Source organism: Salinisphaera sp. Q1T1-3 (assembly GCF_003602005.1).
In the GTDB taxonomy this organism is placed as follows: Bacteria; Pseudomonadota; Gammaproteobacteria; order Nevskiales; family Salinisphaeraceae; genus Salinisphaera.
The window spans coordinates 140266-157412 of the sequence record NZ_QZWD01000006.1; the positions used below are offsets into that span (position 1 = coordinate 140266).

Annotated in this window: 15 protein-coding genes; 8 read left to right on the forward strand and 7 right to left on the reverse strand. The window is 63.2% G+C overall.

Annotated features, from left to right (window positions below):
• The first annotated feature begins 55 nt into the window (after nucleotides 1-55).
• Nucleotides 56-817, forward strand: a complete 762-nt coding sequence (locus D3260_RS07745) for a VacJ family lipoprotein (protein ID WP_158583442.1) — start codon at nucleotides 56-58, stop codon at nucleotides 815-817.
• A gap of 206 nt (nucleotides 818-1023) precedes the next feature.
• A complete protein-coding gene (locus tag D3260_RS07750) occupies nucleotides 1024-1401 on the forward strand; it encodes an FKBP-type peptidyl-prolyl cis-trans isomerase (protein ID WP_120098015.1) in 378 nt (125 codons plus the stop codon).
• A 256-nt stretch (nucleotides 1402-1657) separates the two neighbouring features.
• Here the strand turns inward: D3260_RS07750 and D3260_RS07755 are convergent, their stop codons facing one another.
• Both D3260_RS07755 and D3260_RS07760 read right to left on the reverse strand, forming a co-directional pair.
• Nucleotides 1658-1972, reverse strand: coding sequence for a hypothetical protein (locus D3260_RS07755; protein ID WP_147418130.1), 315 nt, complete (start codon nucleotides 1970-1972; stop codon nucleotides 1658-1660).
• 206 nt (nucleotides 1973-2178) lie between these two features.
• Nucleotides 2179-3108, reverse strand: coding sequence for a LysR substrate-binding domain-containing protein (locus tag D3260_RS07760; RefSeq protein WP_120098017.1), 930 nt, complete (start codon nucleotides 3106-3108; stop codon nucleotides 2179-2181).
• A 99-nt stretch (nucleotides 3109-3207) separates the two neighbouring features.
• Here D3260_RS07760 and D3260_RS07765 point away from each other — a divergent pair, with 99 nt between their 5' ends.
• Nucleotides 3208-4161, forward strand: a complete 954-nt coding sequence (locus D3260_RS07765; RefSeq protein ID WP_199671410.1) for a DMT family transporter — start codon at nucleotides 3208-3210, stop codon at nucleotides 4159-4161.
• 408 nt (nucleotides 4162-4569) lie between these two features.
• Here the strand turns inward: D3260_RS07765 and D3260_RS07770 are convergent, their stop codons facing one another.
• Nucleotides 4570-5694: an ROK family protein gene (locus D3260_RS07770; protein ID WP_158583443.1), complete on the reverse strand. Its 1125-nt coding sequence runs from the start codon at nucleotides 5692-5694 to the stop codon at nucleotides 4570-4572.
• 136 nt (nucleotides 5695-5830) lie between these two features.
• On the opposite strand from D3260_RS07770, the gene D3260_RS07775 reads away from it, so the two are divergent.
• Nucleotides 5831-7087, forward strand: a complete 1257-nt coding sequence (locus tag D3260_RS07775; RefSeq protein ID WP_120098074.1) for a DUF1479 domain-containing protein — start codon at nucleotides 5831-5833, stop codon at nucleotides 7085-7087.
• 145 nt (nucleotides 7088-7232) lie between these two features.
• On the opposite strand, the gene D3260_RS07780 is transcribed toward D3260_RS07775, so the two are convergent.
• Both D3260_RS07780 and D3260_RS07785 read right to left on the reverse strand, forming a co-directional pair.
• Nucleotides 7233-8087, reverse strand: a complete 855-nt coding sequence (locus D3260_RS07780) for an aldo/keto reductase (protein ID WP_370456285.1) — start codon at nucleotides 8085-8087, stop codon at nucleotides 7233-7235.
• Nucleotides 8088-8517: 430 nt separating this feature from the next.
• The gene (locus D3260_RS07785) at nucleotides 8518-9087 is read right to left on the reverse strand and encodes a cytochrome b (protein WP_120098020.1); all 570 of its coding nucleotides are present in this window, start codon (nucleotides 9085-9087) and stop codon (nucleotides 8518-8520) included.
• 726 nt (nucleotides 9088-9813) lie between these two features.
• Here D3260_RS07785 and D3260_RS17815 point away from each other — a divergent pair.
• The 4 genes from D3260_RS17815 (at nucleotide 9814) to D3260_RS07800 (ending at nucleotide 14500) form a co-directional block, all read left to right on the forward strand.
• Nucleotides 9814-10017, forward strand: a complete 204-nt coding sequence (locus D3260_RS17815) for a hypothetical protein (RefSeq protein WP_233544002.1) — start codon at nucleotides 9814-9816, stop codon at nucleotides 10015-10017.
• A 10-nt stretch (nucleotides 10018-10027) separates the two neighbouring features.
• Nucleotides 10028-10552: a restriction endonuclease gene (locus tag D3260_RS17465; RefSeq protein WP_158583444.1), complete on the forward strand. Its 525-nt coding sequence runs from the start codon at nucleotides 10028-10030 to the stop codon at nucleotides 10550-10552.
• A gap of 492 nt (nucleotides 10553-11044) precedes the next feature.
• Complete coding sequence (locus D3260_RS07795; protein WP_120098022.1) at nucleotides 11045-11716, forward strand: hypothetical protein; 672 nt, start codon at nucleotides 11045-11047, stop codon at nucleotides 11714-11716.
• 57 nt (nucleotides 11717-11773) lie between these two features.
• Nucleotides 11774-14500, forward strand: coding sequence for a family 78 glycoside hydrolase catalytic domain (locus D3260_RS07800; protein ID WP_120098023.1), 2727 nt, complete (start codon nucleotides 11774-11776; stop codon nucleotides 14498-14500).
• 112 nt (nucleotides 14501-14612) lie between these two features.
• On the opposite strand, the gene D3260_RS07805 is transcribed toward D3260_RS07800, so the two are convergent.
• Together D3260_RS07805 and D3260_RS07810 are read right to left on the reverse strand one after the other, a co-directional pair.
• Nucleotides 14613-15140, reverse strand: a complete 528-nt coding sequence (locus D3260_RS07805; RefSeq protein ID WP_120098076.1) for a YgjV family protein — start codon at nucleotides 15138-15140, stop codon at nucleotides 14613-14615.
• Nucleotides 15141-15274: 134 nt separating this feature from the next.
• Nucleotides 15275-17110: a methyl-accepting chemotaxis protein gene (locus D3260_RS07810; RefSeq protein WP_120098024.1), complete on the reverse strand. Its 1836-nt coding sequence runs from the start codon at nucleotides 17108-17110 to the stop codon at nucleotides 15275-15277.
• Nucleotides 17111-17147: the final 37 nt, after the last annotated feature.

Genomic DNA, 17147 nt, shown 5'->3' on the forward strand with positions numbered 1-17147 from the left:
GACTTCGTACAGTCGGCGGTGTGCCCGCGCATCTTGGAAAGAGCCTCGGTGCGCGATGCCATTCATTGTCGACTCGGATATTGCCGACATGCGCATTCGTTTGAATTTACTGCCTCACGTGCTGCTGCTCTGCGTGATGCCGTTGGCGGCTTGCGTACACAGTCCGCCATCGGCGCCCTGGGATCCGATCGAGCCGGTCAATCGCGGCGTGTTCAAGTTCAACCGTGTTGCCGATAGATACGTCATCCGCCCAGTAGCTCAGGGGTACACGACAATCACGCCCGAGCCGATACGTGCCGGTGTCGGTAATTTTTTCGACAACTTGCATGCCCCGATCGTAATGGCCAACAGCCTGTTGCAACTCAAATGGGGCAGCTTCAACGATGCGCTTGGCCGGTTCATGATCAACACGACGGCAGGCGTCGCCGGTCTAGTGGATGTCGCCACGCGGCTGGATATCGCGGACCCGGATGAAGACCTGGGGCAGACGCTCGGCCACTGGGGGCTGGGCGCTGGACCGTATCTGGTCCTGCCGTTTCTGGGGCCAAGCGGCGGTCGAGACTTGATTGGTTTTGTCGGGGATCGAGCCTGGGCGCCCGCCATCGGCGATATCGATGCCCTCGACGACGAGTATGGCTATGTCCCGCCTCTGCTGACAGGTCTGGATTTCATCGACGCGCGGGCGCGTCTTATGGACCTCGACTCGGTCTTGGACTCCCAGATTGATCCCTATGCCTTCGCCCGCGAATACTATCTACAACGACGCGATGACGAGGTGCACGATCGCCCGATTGATCGGCGATCGCCGCCGGACTGATTTTCGGGGGGCTATGCGCTAAAAAACGCGGGCCTTGAGCGTGAACCATGCCGGAATAGGGCCGGCTGGGGTTTGTAATCACAGACCCGGTGATCGATGTTCTATGATGCGCGCTCGTTGTAAATGAACGGCAGTTAGTGGCTATGGCACGGTTCAGATCTCGTCCGGTTTTGATCGCGCTGGCGACATGCGTTTTATTGAGTGTGATGACATCTGCGGCGGCCGAATCTTCGGTGACGCAGCTCAGGGTTATTGACAAAAAAATCGGTGATGGCACGAAGGCGACGCCGGGAACACGCGTCACGGTCGATTACACCGGCTGGCTCTATGACGCGAATGCCAAGGATCATCGCGGCAAGAAATTCGATAGTTCGCGCGATCGTGGCCAGCCTTTAAGCTTCGAACTCGGCTTCGGCCGAGTGATCGATGGTTGGGATCGCGGCATCGCCGGAATGCGTGTCGGCGGCGAACGGACGCTGATCATCCCGCCCGATCTGGCCTACGGCGCCCAGGGCTCGGGCGGCTCGATTCCGCCGAATGCAACGCTGATCTTCGACGTTACGCTCGAGGATGTATTGCAGTAGTGCAGCCCTGCGATGCACCGGGCGTTGATCGGACCGGCGCAATCAACGCTGACTTTTTCGGGTTTATGACGTGCGTGTGCGGCGGATCGGCTGTTTGATGCCAATATGCCCATTGCGTGTTCTTCAGCCGTCGCGGCGCGGAGACGTACGAGAAGATGCCGTACGCGTAGCTTTGTCGAGTTCCGATCAGATCACTTGCCACTATGCGGGCGAATGCAGGAACAAATCATATTCTCGCGGCCCGACGCATATGCTGTCAGCGGTCATAGGGGCGCCCCGGTTTGTTATTGAGGCCCTTGTTGATAATCAGGCACACGCTCATCTGGAAAAATATGTTGATCGCGCATGTCAGGTAGAAGAGGCCGCCGTAATAGAAGTAAGGGATAACGACAGCAATCTGATTGGCCCGGATCCATACATGAATAAAAAAAGCGTCCAGTGCTGCAAAAAGAAAACCGAACATGATCGCGGCGATGTAACCCGGGCCAGGGTTGGTGCGCTCGTGGTGTTGTAAGCCATTACCGGAACCTGATCGATGTTGCGGTCCGTTTGTTTCGTTCGATATCTTCATTTGATTTGTAAGTTCAAGCTTGATCGGTTCTTTTTTGAGATCCGCCAGCTTCGTTTGGCTGACATGTTCGTCGTTGATCGGTGCTCGAGAAAGCCATCCCTTGGCCGCTTATATGCTGAAGAGTTTGGCTTTTTTTCTTCGGGTTCGGTTTGTTCAAGAGCATTGGCTTGATTGAGTTGCGTGCCAGCACGTCGCGAGGGGATTTATTAGTGCCGCGAAAAAGACAGGCATTCACGCGATAGCCACTCAGCGAACGCGGCGGCCATTGGCGGCGGTTCACCGGTGGCCGGCATGAGCAATGCGTAGGACAGTGGCGATGGCAGGGCGAACCGGTCGCCAAACGGGCGCACGAGCACACCGCTTGCCAGTCGGTCGGCCGCCAGCACGCTGCTGGTCAGGGCAACGCCGCGGCCCGCGATCGCCTGATCCAGAGCCAGTCCGAACAACGAGAAACGCCGGTGTGTGCGCGCTGATACCGGCGCCGCACCGGCGGCATCGAGCCAGGCGCGCCAGTCGGGAAACAGGCTGGCCTGCGCCGATTCCCATGCCACGTGCAGCAGCGTGTGATGCGCGAGATCGGCGGGTTCGTCGAGCGGTGTGTTGCCAGCCAATAGTGCCGGTGAGCAGACCGGAAAGACGGTTTCGGTCATGAGCGGCTGAGTGCGCACGCCCGGCCATGGCCCTCGGCCGTAGCGAATGGCCAACTGGGCACTGCTGCTGTGCCATGCCGGCGCGATATGGGCCGCACTCGCATCGAGGGCGAGATCGATGCCCGGATTTTTGGCTTCGAAATCCGCCAGGCGCGGCAGCAGCCAGTGTTGAATGAGTGACGGTGCGGCGCTGACGGTGAGTTGCGGGGCAGCCGGTATGCTTGCTCGCGCGGCTTCGTAGCCCTGGGCCAGCGCGCGCAAGGCGTCGTCGGCCGCGCGGGCCAGTCGCATGCCACGCGGTGTGAGCTTCACGCCGTGGGCGTGTCGCTCGAATACCGCCGCCCCCAGATGTTGCTCGAGCGTCTTGACCTGGCGGCTGATCGCGCCCGGGGTCAGGTGCAACGCCTCGGCCGCGCTCTTGAAGCTCTCGTGGCGGGCCGCGAAGGTGAACGCGCGCAGGGCATTCAGCGGCAGATGCTCGATCATGTGTTGCGTTTTTGTAAGCCTCGTCGACCAGTTTAATCGTTTGCCGGCTTCGCGGCGGATTGCTCTGATGGGCTGCATGATCCAACCGAATTTGCGGACATGAGCCAACGAACGCCTGCCCGAGCAACACACTGGACGCCGGAAACGCGTCGATCGATGGATATGTCGGGTAGCCTTTTGATGCTGCTGTTCTGCGTCGCGCTCGGGTTGCAGCAAGTGGCTATCAAAGCAGTGGCCGCGGATGTCGCGCCCCTGGCCCAGGTTGCCATTCGCTCAACACTGGCCGCGTTGCTGGTGGTGGCCGTGGCACGGTTGCGCGGTGTGCGATGGGTTGATGCCCGGGCGGTGTTGGGGCCGGGGCTGGCGGTGGCGGCCGGCTTTGCCGCGGAATTCACCTTCATTGCGCTCGGCCTGGGCTATACGACGGCCTCGCATATGTCGGTGTTTCTCTACACTGCGCCGGTCTTCGCCGCACTCGGACTGCACTGGTGGGTGCCGGGCGAGCAGTTGTCGCCGCGTCACTGGGTCGGCATCGCGATCGCGTTCGGCGGGATGGTGCTGGCCATGGCGCCGGGCGGGAAAGCATCCGCGGGCCCCGCGCCGACCGCGTTGGTCGTGGGCGACATACTGGGCATTCTGGCCGGTATGAGCTGGGCGGCGACGACGATCGTGATTCGCACCACACGGCTTTCCAGCCAGCGTCCGATCGTGACGCTGGCCTATCAACTCGTTTTCGCCGGGCTGTCGCTTCTTGTCGTCGCCGGTCTGCTCGGCGATCTGTCGACCATGCGGCTCTCGCCGCTGGCCTGGGCCAGTCTGGCGTTTCAGACGCTGGGTATCTCGTTCGCGATGCTCCTGCTCTGGTTCGCGTTATTACGGCGTTATCTGGCCTCGCGGCTGGGCGTGTTCTCGTTTCTGTCGCCTGTCTTCGGTGTGATCTTTGGTGCGCTGCTGCTCGGGGAGACGCTGACGGCCTCGTTTGTTGCCGGGGGCGTGGCGATCATCGTCGGCATCGTGATCGTCAGCCTGCCGAGCGGGGCCGCGCGCGCCTGATCGACTAGGGCCTGTAAACACGTCCCGCGTGCGCCGCGCCGGCGCTCATTTTTTGCAAGACAAGGCATCGAGCGCGTACGGCCGTCATTCTGGCGTCGCGAACGACAACGTCGGATTGCGCAAAAATGACCGCCGTTCCGTCGGGTTGCGCCCAAAAACCGGCCAGGCAAGGCGCATGACACCGGCCTCGGTCATTTCAAGGTCAAGCCATGCAACGCTGCGTGGCCGGTTTTGGGGCGGCCACCCGGTCACGTGCGACGTGTTATTAATCCGGCACCAAAACCGCTGACGACGTCAGCTGTTTTCAACGCCATCGAAAAATAAACGCCGGCACTTGTCCGTCTTTTTATTTTCAATGGCTTCACGGCCGGTGCTGGATGTCTGTTCCATTGACGGCCTCGAGACGCCTCAACCTGCGGGTGGGTCGATGCGCAGATGCAGATAGCGTTCGGCCTGTTCGGCGGCCCCGAGCGTGGCCCCCAATAGCGGCGCCTGGGCGCCAAAGGCTGTCTGCGTCATCTCGATCGGTCGGGGCAGGGCGTGGGATACGGCACGACGTAGCGCTTCGGCGAATGCCGGGCTGTCGAAGACCCGGCCGGCAAACACGAGAGCGCCCGGATTCAGTGTGATGACCGTGTTGGCGATCGCTGCGGCGATGGCATCGATCACGGCCGTGGCGGTTGCATCCTGTGGCCGGGTATCGAACATCGAGATCAGTCTGTCGGTGTCGATCGATGAATCGGAAGGGGAGGCGATACCCAGTTCGATCAGGCGCTGTACGAGCGTCTGACCGGGCGCGAGACGATTGTGTCCAATTTCGCCGGCCAGCCCGTCAGCGCCGCGGTACAGCGCACCGTTGACGTGTATCGCAGCACCGATACCGGCACCGATGAAGACATAGACAAAATTCGGCTGCCGCTGCATGAGGCCGATACGGCTTTCGGCGAAGGCTGCCCAGTTGACGTCGTTATCGACATGCAAGGTCTCGGGAGCGCGGTCGAAGATGGCGCTGCCGACGTCGATGTGGCCCGCGGCGAACGGCGAATTGGGCATGTCGATCACGCGGCCGGTTCGTGGATCGACCGGGTCGGCGACAGAGCAGGTGACGGCCAGGCACTCGCCACTGGCGTGTCGATGCCCCTCGGCAACGAGCGTTCGGCTGGCGGCGACGAGCTGTTCGGTCGTCAGCGGCGTGCCCGATCGATCGATTCGTTCCCAGAGTACGCCGCGGGACAGATCGCAGACCCGCAGCCCGATCCAGTCATGATCCAGTGCCAGGCTCACGGTATGGCCGCGCGCACCTTGAATATCGTAGAGCTGCGGTGTCCGACCGCGTTGGCCGGGACAGGAGCCCGTCTCACGAATGAGATTGGCCTGTTGAAGCCGCCGTGCCGATTCGGAGGCCGTCGGACGGGATATGCCGATATTGGCCGACAAGCCGGCGCGCGAGGCCGGCCCGTGAACGCGCAGATAATCGAAGCACTGTCGGTCGACGTCGGTGATCGCCGCCAGGCACGCATCGTCGGATCGCATCGGTTGGGCTGTCGTCATGACACTTTTGTCGCAATCGATGCCATAGAGGGTGACAGGTGGTGATGCCCGAGGCTATCGTCATCCATCATTAGTTAGCAGTGCTTACAAAAGGAGGGGGCAGATGTCGGATCATGCAATGGCGGTTTCATCTGCCACATTGCCCGATGACCTATCGGGCGAGATTCGCGCGCTCAAAGCCGAGGCACGGGCACAGATCGGTGATGTTGAGGGGCTTTTTGCCGCCGTCTCGGACTTCATCGCGCAGGAAGTCGCCGACATCGAGGCGGTGCGCGCTGCCGGGGGTGATGTCTGGCCACAGATCGAGTACGCCGATATCGCCAACGGCCGCGTGACGGATGCCCAGGTCCGCGATATCAAACGCCGGGGGTGTGCCGTCATTCGCAATCATTTCCCGCATGAACAAGCCGCCGCGTGGGATCGGCAGCTGGTGGCGTATCTGGACGATAATGATTTCGATCGCGTCTATCGCGGGCCCGGTGACGATTTCTTCGGCAGCCTGTCGGCCTCGCGGCCGCCGATCCTGCCGATCTACTGGTCGCATCCGCAGATGGAGGCACGCCAGCACGAACGCATGGCCGATGTGCAATCGTTCATGAATCGGCTTTGGGTACATGAGTCGGAAGGCCGGACCTGGTTCGACCCCGACCGCAATCTGCTCTATCCCGACCGGGTGCGTCGTCGCCCACCGGGCACGACCTCGAACGGTCTCGGTGCCCACGTGGACTCCGGCTCGGTGGAGCGCTGGCTTCATCCGGCCTATCAGAAAGTCTTTCGGCACGTGCTGAATCACGAATTCGACAAGTACAACCCATGGGATGCCGCCTGGCGGAGCGATATCGGTGAGTACGAAGGCTCGACGATGTGTTCGGCCTTTCGCACCTTCCAGGGCTGGACGGCACTGTCCGACATGCCGGCCGATCAGGGCGTGCTGCACACGGTGCCGATTCCGGCCGCCATGATTTATGTGCTGCTGCGGCCACTATTGTCGGATGTGCCGGCGGATTCGCTTTGCGGCGCGGCCCCGCATCAGGCGCTACCGATCAGCGAGGAATGGCATCCGCTGCTCATGCGTGCGCTGACCGGTGTACCGAAAATCAACGCCGGCGACTCGGTCTGGTGGCACTGCGACGTGATCCATGCCGTGGCACCGGTCACGGATCAGACCGGCTGGAGTAACGTGATCTATATCCCGGCTGCGCCGTGGTGTGATCGCAATGCCCGCTATGCGCAAAGCGTGGCGGAGGCCTTTACCGAAGGCCGCTCGCCGGATGATTTCCCCGAAGAACATTATGAAACAGCATGGAACGATCGCTTCGGACCGGCCGAGCTGAATGCCTACGGGCGTCGTGGTATGGGCCTTGGCGAGGCTTGAGCCCGAAGAATGCCGGCGGCCATCCGGAGAAAACAGCCGCGCGGCATGATCGGTCGTGGCGCCCGCCAGGAGAGGCGTCCGGTGCTTCGAGGGTGGCGAAAGCACCGGGCGCCTCGCCGCGCCGTGCGACCGATCGGATGACCGGTTACTGGAAGACCGGAAAAGCGCTGGCCTCGCCGTAGTCCTCGATCGGCGCCATGTTCTTCAAGGTTTCCATGTCCTTGTCGGCGATGACGAAGTCGACGTCGGCGTTGTTCTTCATGTGGTCCGGGTTGGCCGTCTTGGGCAACGGCAGCAGGCCGAGCTGCAGGTCATAGCGGATACACAGCTGCGGAATGGACACGCCGTACTGCTTGGCCATCTCGGCGATCTGTTCATTCTTGAACAACTCGCCGTGTCCGACCGGTGAATAGGCTTCGACCAGCAGCCCCTTGTCCTGCGAATACTGGATCAGATCCCAGGGCGTATTGCTGACATGCGCCAGGATCTGATTGACCACCGGTTTGACCGTGCAGGACGACAGAATGTTGTCGATATCCTGCGCCGCGAAGTTGGACAGACCGATCGCCCGGATCTTGCCGGCTTTGTGGGCATCCTCGAGTGCGCGCCATGCCTCGCGATTGCCTTCGAAGAAACGGTCCGAGCTGCCGAAGTGGTCCCAGGGCTGCGGGCTGTGGATGATCATCAGATCGATATGATCCAGGCCCATCTTTTCCAGCGATTCATCGATGGCTTCAGCGGCCCCGGCGTAGTCCTTGTATCGGGCAGCGAGCTTGGTCGTGACGAAGATTTCGTCGCGGCTGACACCGCTGGCCTTGATGCCGGCAGCCACCTCGCCTTCATTGCCGTAGTCCTGGGCGGTATCGATGTGTCGATAGCCGATCTTCACGGCCTCCTTGACCGCATTCTCGGCATCATTGCCCTCGATGAGCCATGTGCCGAGCCCGATCTTCGGGACGTCCACACCGTTGGCAAGCGTAAAGGTCTCTTTAATCATCATGATCCTCGGTGTTCCAGATGAACTCTGCATCGACACGGCTCCGGCGCGGGGCGACGCGAAGCGTCGTGACCAAGGCCCGGACCCGATATGGATGGCACTTTTAAAAAAGCTGGCTGCGCCGAATGCACAAATCAAGTCCCCGGGCGCGTCAGCGTGATGCCGAGGGTCTGTTGATGTTTCGTGCGAGTGCCTTTTCGTCAAGAGGCCGCAGTGTGTCCAGCAAGGCGCGAGTTGCCGATCGTGGCGTGCCACGATCAAGGCTCGCAACGCCGCCGGGCGGGATTTGTGGCCCAACCCTTGGGGACAAGTGTTGTTTTGCGGCAATCCAGCGTTCTAGCACGCTGGCGCAGAACGACACGCTATGCGTGCTATGCCTCGTCTTGCCACAAAACAGCACTTGGCGCGGACTCGCACGAAACATCAACAGGCCCTAGCGTATGCGATCGAGCGTTCTGTCGCGCAGGACGGCGTGGTGATAAAGCGCCGCGCCCGCGTGGCCGAGCGCTAAAAACAGCAGGCCCCAGGCCATTGTGCTGTGCAGCAGATCCGCCGGGGCTTCGAGAAACAGCATTTCGCGTTCTGCGCTCGGGATCCAGCGCACGCCCCAGACCGCCATACCGTGCCCGGAGGCCCAGGCCCGCAGAATCGCGGTGCCGGGAATCAAGAGCGTGAGCATGTTCAAGGTGATGTGCCCGGCACGGGCCAGATGACCGGTCCACGTACCGGGTTGCGTCGGGCGCATCCCCAGGGCGCGCATTCGCCAACCCCAGGCCAGTCTTGCCAGCATCAATCCGAAGACGGTCAGGCCCACCAGCCCGTGCGGCGCGACCGAGGACAGGGCCCGCGTGGCTGGGGTATCGCCCACCCAACGCCATGACAGCACCGTCGTGAACTGCATCAGCAATAGTACGGCGACCGCCCAGTGCAACCACCGCGTGACGGTGCCGTAGCGAGCCGGCCGATCCGCCCATCGACCCTGTCCTCGCCGGGACGTGCTCATCGACCGGCGCTCGCGACGACAGAGCACATCGAAGTCGGTTGCGATCGTACAGCCATGTGCCCTCTTTTATTAACCCGGCCTAAAAATAGATGATTTTTCGGGTTGATAACGCGCGTGTGCGACAGCACGCGCGCCACGGCCAACGGCCGTGAAGCCGTTGAAAATAAAAAGACGGACAAGGGCCGGCGTTTCTTTCGATGGCGTTGAAAACAGCTGACGTCGTCAGCTGTTTTGGTGCCGGATTAATATTACGACAAGTCTCCCGCATGCGCCGGTCATTCTATCGTCGTGTGCGGGCCTCAGGGCAGCTTCCATTGGGCCCAATCGATTGCCGTTGCCGTCACGAGAATCGGTCGCGCGTCGGGCAAGATGGACCGATGGCCCGAGGCGCCGCGTGCTGTCCGGTGCGATGTCGACGCGCAGTGGCTCGTGGGAGAGTTTTCGCCGGTGCTCGCGGTTCGCCACATCGGCTATATTGCCCCAAGGCGTCCGAGTCGGCGGGGATGAAGGGATGGGGCGACGCAGACGAAAACAGGGCCGTGGATTCGAACGGATCGCCGGGGCGCCGTGGCCGGCCGGAATCATGGTCGGCATCATCGGGTTTGTCACGATCCGTTACGGCATCAGCTGGGTGCTCTACAGTTACGGGGATCCGTATCTCGATTCGATGGCGGATGCCATCCGCGATGAGGGATTCGGCGGGATGGCCTGGCTGGTCCTGGGCGTATGCTGGGCAGGTGCCTTGATATCGTTCGTATCGGATCGGCTGCCATCGCGATCGGCGCCGCACAAACGATCACCGGCCCCGCGGCGAAGACGACGCCGCCGAACCGCCGCTTCGTCAACATCCCGACAGGGGCCCACGTCCTCGGCCGACGCATCGGCCTCAGAATCTCGATCGCCGCTCCTGTCGACCGCTGTGCCGAATGAACCGGCGCCCGTGACGAACCACAATATCGCGAACCTGAGTTGGCAGCAGTTCGAGCAACTGGTCGCGGCGAGCTTTCGTCGAAAGGGCTTCGTGGCGACGCTGACCGCCGATGGCGCGGACGAGGGCGTTGATATCGTCCTGACAGAACGCGACAACGTCCTGCTCGTCCAGTGCAAGCATTGGGCCGCCCGGCCGGTCGGCGTGAATATCGTCCGCGAGTTGTTCGGCGTCATGCATGCCAAGACTGCCCGCAAGGCGATATTGGCCACATCCGGCCTGTTGACGCCCGATGCGCATCGGTTCTGTCGCGAGAATTCGATTCATTGCATCGACGCCGAGGCCCTGCCGTCGTTCATCGATCCCGCGGCGATGCCGCCGCAGCATGAAATCGTCGGCAATCGGTCTGATCTCTGTCCGTTGTGTGGCGCGGCCATGGTGACCCGGACCGCCAGTCGGTCCGGCCGCCGCTTGCGGGGTTGCTCTCGTTTCCCGGCCTGCAAGGGCACGCGGTCGACCACAGCCGCGTCTGTCTGACTCGGTGCGCTGGGTGCGCTGATCGTCGCCGGAGGCGCGCCGCGGCTGCCACAAGCCACAGCGGATGCCACCTTGATCGGGTGTGTCGACAGCTCATCGACGCGATGCCGGCTGTGCGAGGGCGCGCTGCGCATGCCGGCAATACCCTGACGCTATTTCAGGCCATGGGTGTTGGACATTGGTCTTAGCGAACTCGGGAGGCAGGTCGTTTCTTTCGCCCGTGGTGCCTGAGTTGGCGTGGTTTCGGCCGGTCGATAAGCAATATGTATCGGCCCGCATGGCAGTGGTATTGGTCGCCGGCCTTCGTGCGCTGCTACCCATGACGTGAAGCGCCGTGATGGCCCGAAGACCAGTGGCATGGTCGACGTCGATAGCCCGATCGAGCCGGTTAGGGATCGATGCGCCAAGCGGGGCCTGCGCGGCGCTGGTTCGACAATTAAAACAAACGGCCGACTCGAGCATGTTTCGGTCGTCGCCAGAGGAGAAAGATTCATGCGATATACCGATGTGATTCGCCGCGGCATGGGCGTGGTTGCTGCCTTGGGGCTGGGCACGATGAGCGCGCACGCCAGCGTGATCGGGTTCGATACGCCGGCCGATTTCTCGGGAGCGCCTTATCAGGTGACTCTCGGTGAAACCGCTGATGCCGGTTATGTATTCGATCGTTTCCTGTTCGACCCGGCGGCCGGACGCGACGGCGGCTCGTCACCCGGCGTGGCGACGCTGGGCAGTGCCCTGATATCGGCCTCGCCGATCGCCGCCGATACGTTGAATACCTACCTCGAAGGCACATCGATCCGCGACGACATGGTCTTCGGCGGCCCGTTCGAGGCCTTCGATGAGCCCGCCCAGGCGCTGACCGACGACGACTTCGCGTTTCTGGGGTTCAAGTTCCTGCTCGAGGACGGCACGCACTTCGGTTATGCCGAGCTGAGCGATTTCACCCTGAAACGGTTCGCTTATCAATCGACGCCGGATACCGCCATCACGACGGGGGCGGCCATCGACCAGCGGCTGCCGGGGCATGACGTCAATCCGGTTCCGACGCCGGCGGGCGTGTGGTTCTTCGGCGCCGGCATCGCACTCATCGGCTGGGCGCGGTGGCGCAAGCGCGGGGCGCCGTACGGCGGGTCGTCTGACCTGTTGGGCCCGGTGCCGGTCTGAAGGCCAAGCACCGACACACGAACCATCAATACGCGGCTCAGCGAACGGGAGAGCGCCATGACACGATTCGACAAGACGAGACGACGGGTTCTCAAGTGGGCCGGTGGGGGGCTCGCCGGCCTGGCGGCCACGCGCCTGACCGGGCCATTCGAGTGGATCAATACCGCTCGGGCCTCGGCAGGCGGCCATCCGGGCATCGATCCGCGAGCACCGTCCGGACTGCTCACGGATCTGTTGAGCGATCCACTGGGTATCCGTGTCACCGATCACCAGCCGAGGTTGTCCTGGATCGTCCCGGCGCTCGGCCCCGTACCGACGCAGGCGGCGTATCGGGTCCAGATCGGGCGGACCCAAAGCGGTATCGCGGCCGGCCGAGATCTGGTCTGGGACAGCGGGCGCGTCGAATCCGATGTCTCGACCGGCGTTGTCTACGGCGGGCCGTCGTTGGCACCGAACACGGTCTATTACTGGCGGGTTCGGACGTGGCAGAAACACGGCCATGCCTCGATGTGGTCGGCGCCGCAGCGCGTGGTCACGGAGATGGGCGACGGCTGGACCGGAACGCCCATCTGGGCGCCGACAGTCGCCGCGGAACCCGATCAGGACATCGACCCCAACGACTGGTTGCTGGCGCGTACCGAATTCCAGATCGACGGCCGGGTGCAGTCGGCCTGGATTCAGGCCAGCGCGCGATCGCCCGAGGCGGCACGTCAGTATGTCTATCGGCTCGCGGTCAATGAGGCGTTCGCCGGGGTCGGGCCAGTGCGTTCGTTCGACCCGGAAACTGAGACGCGTTATCACACACACGACATCACGGGCCTGCTCAAGGTTGGCGCGAACGTGGTCTCGGCGTTCTGTTACACGGCCGAGGATCATGCTTTTCTGGCGGATATCGTCGTGGTCTATGAAGATGGCCGACGTCAGGTGATCGGGACCGGCGACGATTGGCGGGTGCGTCTGGCCGGGGGCTGGCGGCCGCCGAACGGGTTTTTCGGCGGTTTCTATGAAGCCCCGCAGGAATATATCGATGCACGGGCCGAGCCGGTCGGCTGGCGTCGTCCCGGTTTCGACGATTCGGCATGGGAGACCCCGGCTAGAGCGATGTCCTTGCCCGGACTCACGCCGAGCTGGGACGAGAACATCGCTTGCATACCGCGCCGGCCGCAAAGCGCGACTCAGCTGGAAGCAGGCCGCTGGCTGATCGACATGGGCCGGGAAGTCGTGGCCGGTCTCAGTCTGACCGTCACTGCCCAGGCGGGACAACGCGTGACCGTTCGCCTTGGCGAGGAACGCACGGCCGATGGCGGTGCACGCTACGAATTGCGCTCCGGGCCGGTCTATGAAGAGGTCTGGACGCTGCGCGACGGCCGACAGCATCTCGCGCACTGGGGGTATCGGGCGTTCCGCTGGATCGAGCTGATCACCGATCCCGGGCTGGATGTCACCAGCGGGCTGCAGGCACACGTACTGCGCAAGCCATGGACCGACGGTCTCGCCCACTTTGCCAGTTCCAACCGCGATCTGGATCGGGTCTGGGAATTCTGTCGATACACGATCGAAGCGCTGCGGATGAATGTCTACGAAGACACGCCGACCCGCGAGCGCGAGCCCTATGCCGGCGACGCCGTGATCAATCAGCTGTCCGAATACAACACCCAGCGTTCCTATGCGCTGGCGCGTTATTCGACGTCCTATCTCGCACGCCGCCCGACCTGGCCGACCGAGTACCACGTGATGACCGCGATCACCACGTGGCGCGATTATCTGGCCACGGGCGACGATGCCAATCTGGCAGCCGACTACGATCTGTTGGTCGAGCGACAGCTCACCGAATATCTGGATTCAGATGGCCTGGTCGACAAGTCGCCCGGCGAATACTATCGCTTCCCGCGGGACCTGGTGGACTGGCCCCGGGGGTATCGCGACGACTACGTCTTCACGGATGTGAATACGGTCATCAACGCCTGGCAATATGCGGCCTACGAGGCGTTATCGAACATCGCCGGCGTTCTCGGCCACGGCCGGGACCAGCACCGCTTCGCCGCGATGGCACGCCGTCTGCAGCATCGACTGAACAGCGAACTGATCGCCGGCAACGGCGCCTATTTCGATGGACGCGACACCACGCATCAGTCGCAACACGCCACCGCGTTTCCGCTGGCGCTCGGGGTCACCCGTGGCGAGGCTCGGCAGGCGGCCGGGCAATGGCTGGCCGGCCAGCCCATGAAGGCCAACGTGTACGGGGCCCAGCTGGTTCTCGATGCTCTCTACAACGTGAACCAGGCCGAATCGGCGCTGGCGCTGCTCACCAGCCGCGATACCTTTTCATGGCTGCACATGATGGATGACCTCGGGGCCACGATCACGCCCGAGGCCTGGGACCCATCCATGACGGACAATATCTCGTTCTCCCATGCCTGGGGCAGTGCCCCGGTGAACACGGTGATGCGGTATATCGCCGGGGTCACGCCGGCCGCACCGGGTGCGGCCCGACTGCGGATTGCACCACAACCGGCCGGCCTGAACTGGTTTAAGGCCCGGGTGCCGACGATACGCGGGCCGGTCTCGGTTGCGTTCCAGCGCGGTGGGCGTCAATTGCTGGAGATCACGTTGCCGCCGAACACGGAATCGACGATCGAGCTTGATCTGTCCCAGTTTGACGATATCCCGGCGCACCGTCTGAAAGTGCTGGCGCGGGGCTACCGTCCCCGGACCACGGTCGGGCACGGCATGCTCACGGTGGCCAATGCCTTGCCCGGTACGCTGGTGGTTCTGGCGCATTAGCTTGGGATGGGGATGTCGCCGGCACGGCCCGGCGGCGGTCTCGCCGGCCGGCGCGCACGTGGCCGGCCGGCTTTAGGACCGGTCGCTTCGATTTCGCGCGCGGCGGACACGCCTAGCACTCTCGTTCGGCGCGAGACGAGCGGTGGAGCCGGGCGATGGTCACGAGGTTGGTGATCAGAATCAGCGATTCGGCCAGCGTGCCGCCGAGCGAGCCGATGAGCAGGTTGCTGATGACCCAGCAGAAGGCGGCGGCAGCCAGCATCCAGCGCATCGTCGGGCCGTCGTGCATGAACATGCCGTAGGTGCCGATCAGGCCGGCGGCCAGGGCCCAGGCATCACGCGGTGCGGACCAGGTGATGAGTGCGGCCACGAGTGTCGCGCCCGCCATGGCGAGCATGACCGACCAATGTTGCTTGTAGCGTCTCACGAGGTGCACGCGCAGCACGATGAGGGCCGCGATCGCCGCCGCTGCCCAGCTGCGGAACAGGGCGAACTGCAGTGCGAAGGCCACGTTGGCAAACAGCAGCAGAACGAAGAGCCGGTCGTCGCGCTTGTTGGCGAAACCGGCGACACAGAGCGCCAGCGCGATCAGGCCGAAGCCCTGGCCGGCCCACCAACGGATCGATGGATAGTCGAGCACGTGGCGTGTCTCCTGCTGAGGTCGGCTCGCGACGTTGCCCGAAGCCCGCGAACCGATCAAGCGCGGCGCGGCGAGACGCGATCAGCCGGTATCCGGCCGGCCGACGCGTCCTGGCGCCGCTGCCGCGAACGGTGTCATGCCGGCGGGCGGGCGGGGTCGGGGTCAGCCTGTTCCCGAAGCCGAAAGGCCGCGACCGTATCGGCGAGCGCCCGGGCCTGCTGGTTGAGGGCACTGCTGGCGGCGGTCGATTCCTCGACCATGGCCGCGTTCTGTTGTGTGGTGCTGTCGAGCTGCGCGACAGCGGTGTTGATCTCGCTGATGCCCTGCGACTGCTCGCCGGCGGCATTGTTGAGTTCGTCGAGCATGCCGCTGACCTGTTCGATCTGCGCCATGATTTCCTGCATGGCCCGGTCGGTGGCCTCGACTTCGGCGACACCGGTTTCGGTCTGTTCGGTCGACTGGTCGATCAATGTCTTGATCTGCGTGGCCGATTCGGTGCTGCGATCGGCGAGCTTGCGCACCTCCTGGGCAACGACGGCGAAACCGCGACCATACTCGCCGGCTCGGGCGGCTTCCACGGACGCATTCAGGGCCAGTAGATTAGTCTGGAAGGCGATATCGTCGATCAGATCCAGGATGCCGCGGATCTGCCCCGCCGAGCCCTTGAGGCTCTGCATCGCCGCGCTGACACTGGCCATGCGCTGGCTGCCCTTGTGGGCCGTTTCCACCGTCTGGCGCGCGGTGCCACTGGCGGTCTCGGCCAGGCTCGCCGATTGGCGGGCCGTGCTGGACAGCTGCTCGACCGCCGCGGCGGATTCCTCCAGGCTGGCGGCGGCCGCCTCGGAACGCCGGGACAGCTCATGGTTGCCCTGGGCGATCTCATCGGCGGCCGAGCTGACTGTGGCTGAGCTGTCCCGAACCTCGAGCAGCACCCGATTGATGCGTTCGGCAAAGGCATTGAAGGCCGTGGCGATGCCGGCGATTTCGTCGTGACCGTGAACCGTGAGTCGTTGCGACAGATCGCCGTCGCCGGAGGCAATGTCCTGCATGGCGACTTGTACACGTCGCAGGCGACGAAAACCCGGTGTCAGCAGAGCCCAGAGTACCAGCACCGCCAGCAGTGCGGTCACCACGAAACCGGCGGACATGATCCAGACGAACTGCGACAGGCCGGCCAGTGTCTCGTGCTTGTCGGCGACCACCACGAGCGTCCAGTGGCTGTCCGGGACATGCTGGGCCGTCACGTAGGCTGCTCGGTCGCCGAGCGTGACTGGCGTCATGCCATCGCTTCGCGCCGCGTTCGACAGCCAGCTCGGCGTGAACAGGGACGCGATCTGGGTGGCCGGGTGCAGCACGCGATCCATCTCCGGATGCGCGATCAGCGTGCCCTGGTCGTTGACCAGAAAAGCATAACCGCTCGGCGTGGGCTTGATGGCATCCACGATCGTCGTGACTTCGGTGAGCTGGATATCGGCGCTCAGAACAGCCTCGAGACGGCCCGCTTTTTCGATCGGCATCGACAGCGACAGCGCGAGTGCGTGAGAGCTCTCGTCCATGTACGGCTTGTTGACGACCAGGGTTCCGGCATTCTTGGCGTTGCGATACCAGGGGCGCTGTGTGGGGTCGAAACCGTCGGGCGGGGTCCAGTTCTGGCCCGAAATGAACCGCCCATCCGGGAAGCCGGCATAGACCATCGAGAAATGGCTGGCATGCTCGATCAGGGCCATGTCCCGTGCCAGATGCGTCGTGTCGAAGCGGCCGTGAAGCGCGCCGAGCAACCGTTTCTGCGTGCCCAGCCAGTTCGCGATAGCGCGGCTGTTGTCGTTGGCCAGGTTCTGCATCTTCTGGGTTGCGCTGGCGAGGTAGTCCGCTTTCAGCGCGAACCAGCTGATCGCCCCGATACTGGATAACGAAAGCATGAACAGGACGATGCAGATCGCCAGGATACGGGTACGAAAAGAAAGACGCATGGGAATCAACGGGTAGCCACGAGCCGGTAGGTATCGA

Coding starts and splice junctions, on each gene's coding strand:
- D3260_RS07745 (WP_158583442.1), top strand. CDS start 56: ATGCCATTCATTGTCGACTCGGATATTGCCGACATGCGCATTCGTTTG.
- D3260_RS07750 (WP_120098015.1), top strand. CDS start 1,024: ATGACATCTGCGGCGGCCGAATCTTCGGTGACGCAGCTCAGGGTTATT.
- D3260_RS07755 (WP_147418130.1), bottom strand. CDS start 1,972: ATGAAGATATCGAACGAAACAAACGGACCGCAACATCGATCAGGTTCC.
- D3260_RS07760 (WP_120098017.1), bottom strand. CDS start 3,108: ATGATCGAGCATCTGCCGCTGAATGCCCTGCGCGCGTTCACCTTCGCG.
- D3260_RS07765 (WP_199671410.1), top strand. CDS start 3,208: ATGAGCCAACGAACGCCTGCCCGAGCAACACACTGGACGCCGGAAACG.
- D3260_RS07770 (WP_158583443.1), bottom strand. CDS start 5,694: ATGCGATCCGACGATGCGTGCCTGGCGGCGATCACCGACGTCGACCGA.
- D3260_RS07775 (WP_120098074.1), top strand. CDS start 5,831: ATGGCGGTTTCATCTGCCACATTGCCCGATGACCTATCGGGCGAGATT.
- D3260_RS07780 (WP_370456285.1), bottom strand. CDS start 8,087: ATGATGATTAAAGAGACCTTTACGCTTGCCAACGGTGTGGACGTCCCG.
- D3260_RS07785 (WP_120098020.1), bottom strand. CDS start 9,087: ATGAGCACGTCCCGGCGAGGACAGGGTCGATGGGCGGATCGGCCGGCT.
- D3260_RS17815 (WP_233544002.1), top strand. CDS start 9,814: ATGCTGGGCAGGTGCCTTGATATCGTTCGTATCGGATCGGCTGCCATC.
- D3260_RS07795 (WP_120098022.1), top strand. CDS start 11,045: ATGCGATATACCGATGTGATTCGCCGCGGCATGGGCGTGGTTGCTGCC.
- D3260_RS07800 (WP_120098023.1), top strand. CDS start 11,774: ATGACACGATTCGACAAGACGAGACGACGGGTTCTCAAGTGGGCCGGT.
- D3260_RS07810 (WP_120098024.1), bottom strand. CDS start 17,110: ATGCGTCTTTCTTTTCGTACCCGTATCCTGGCGATCTGCATCGTCCTG.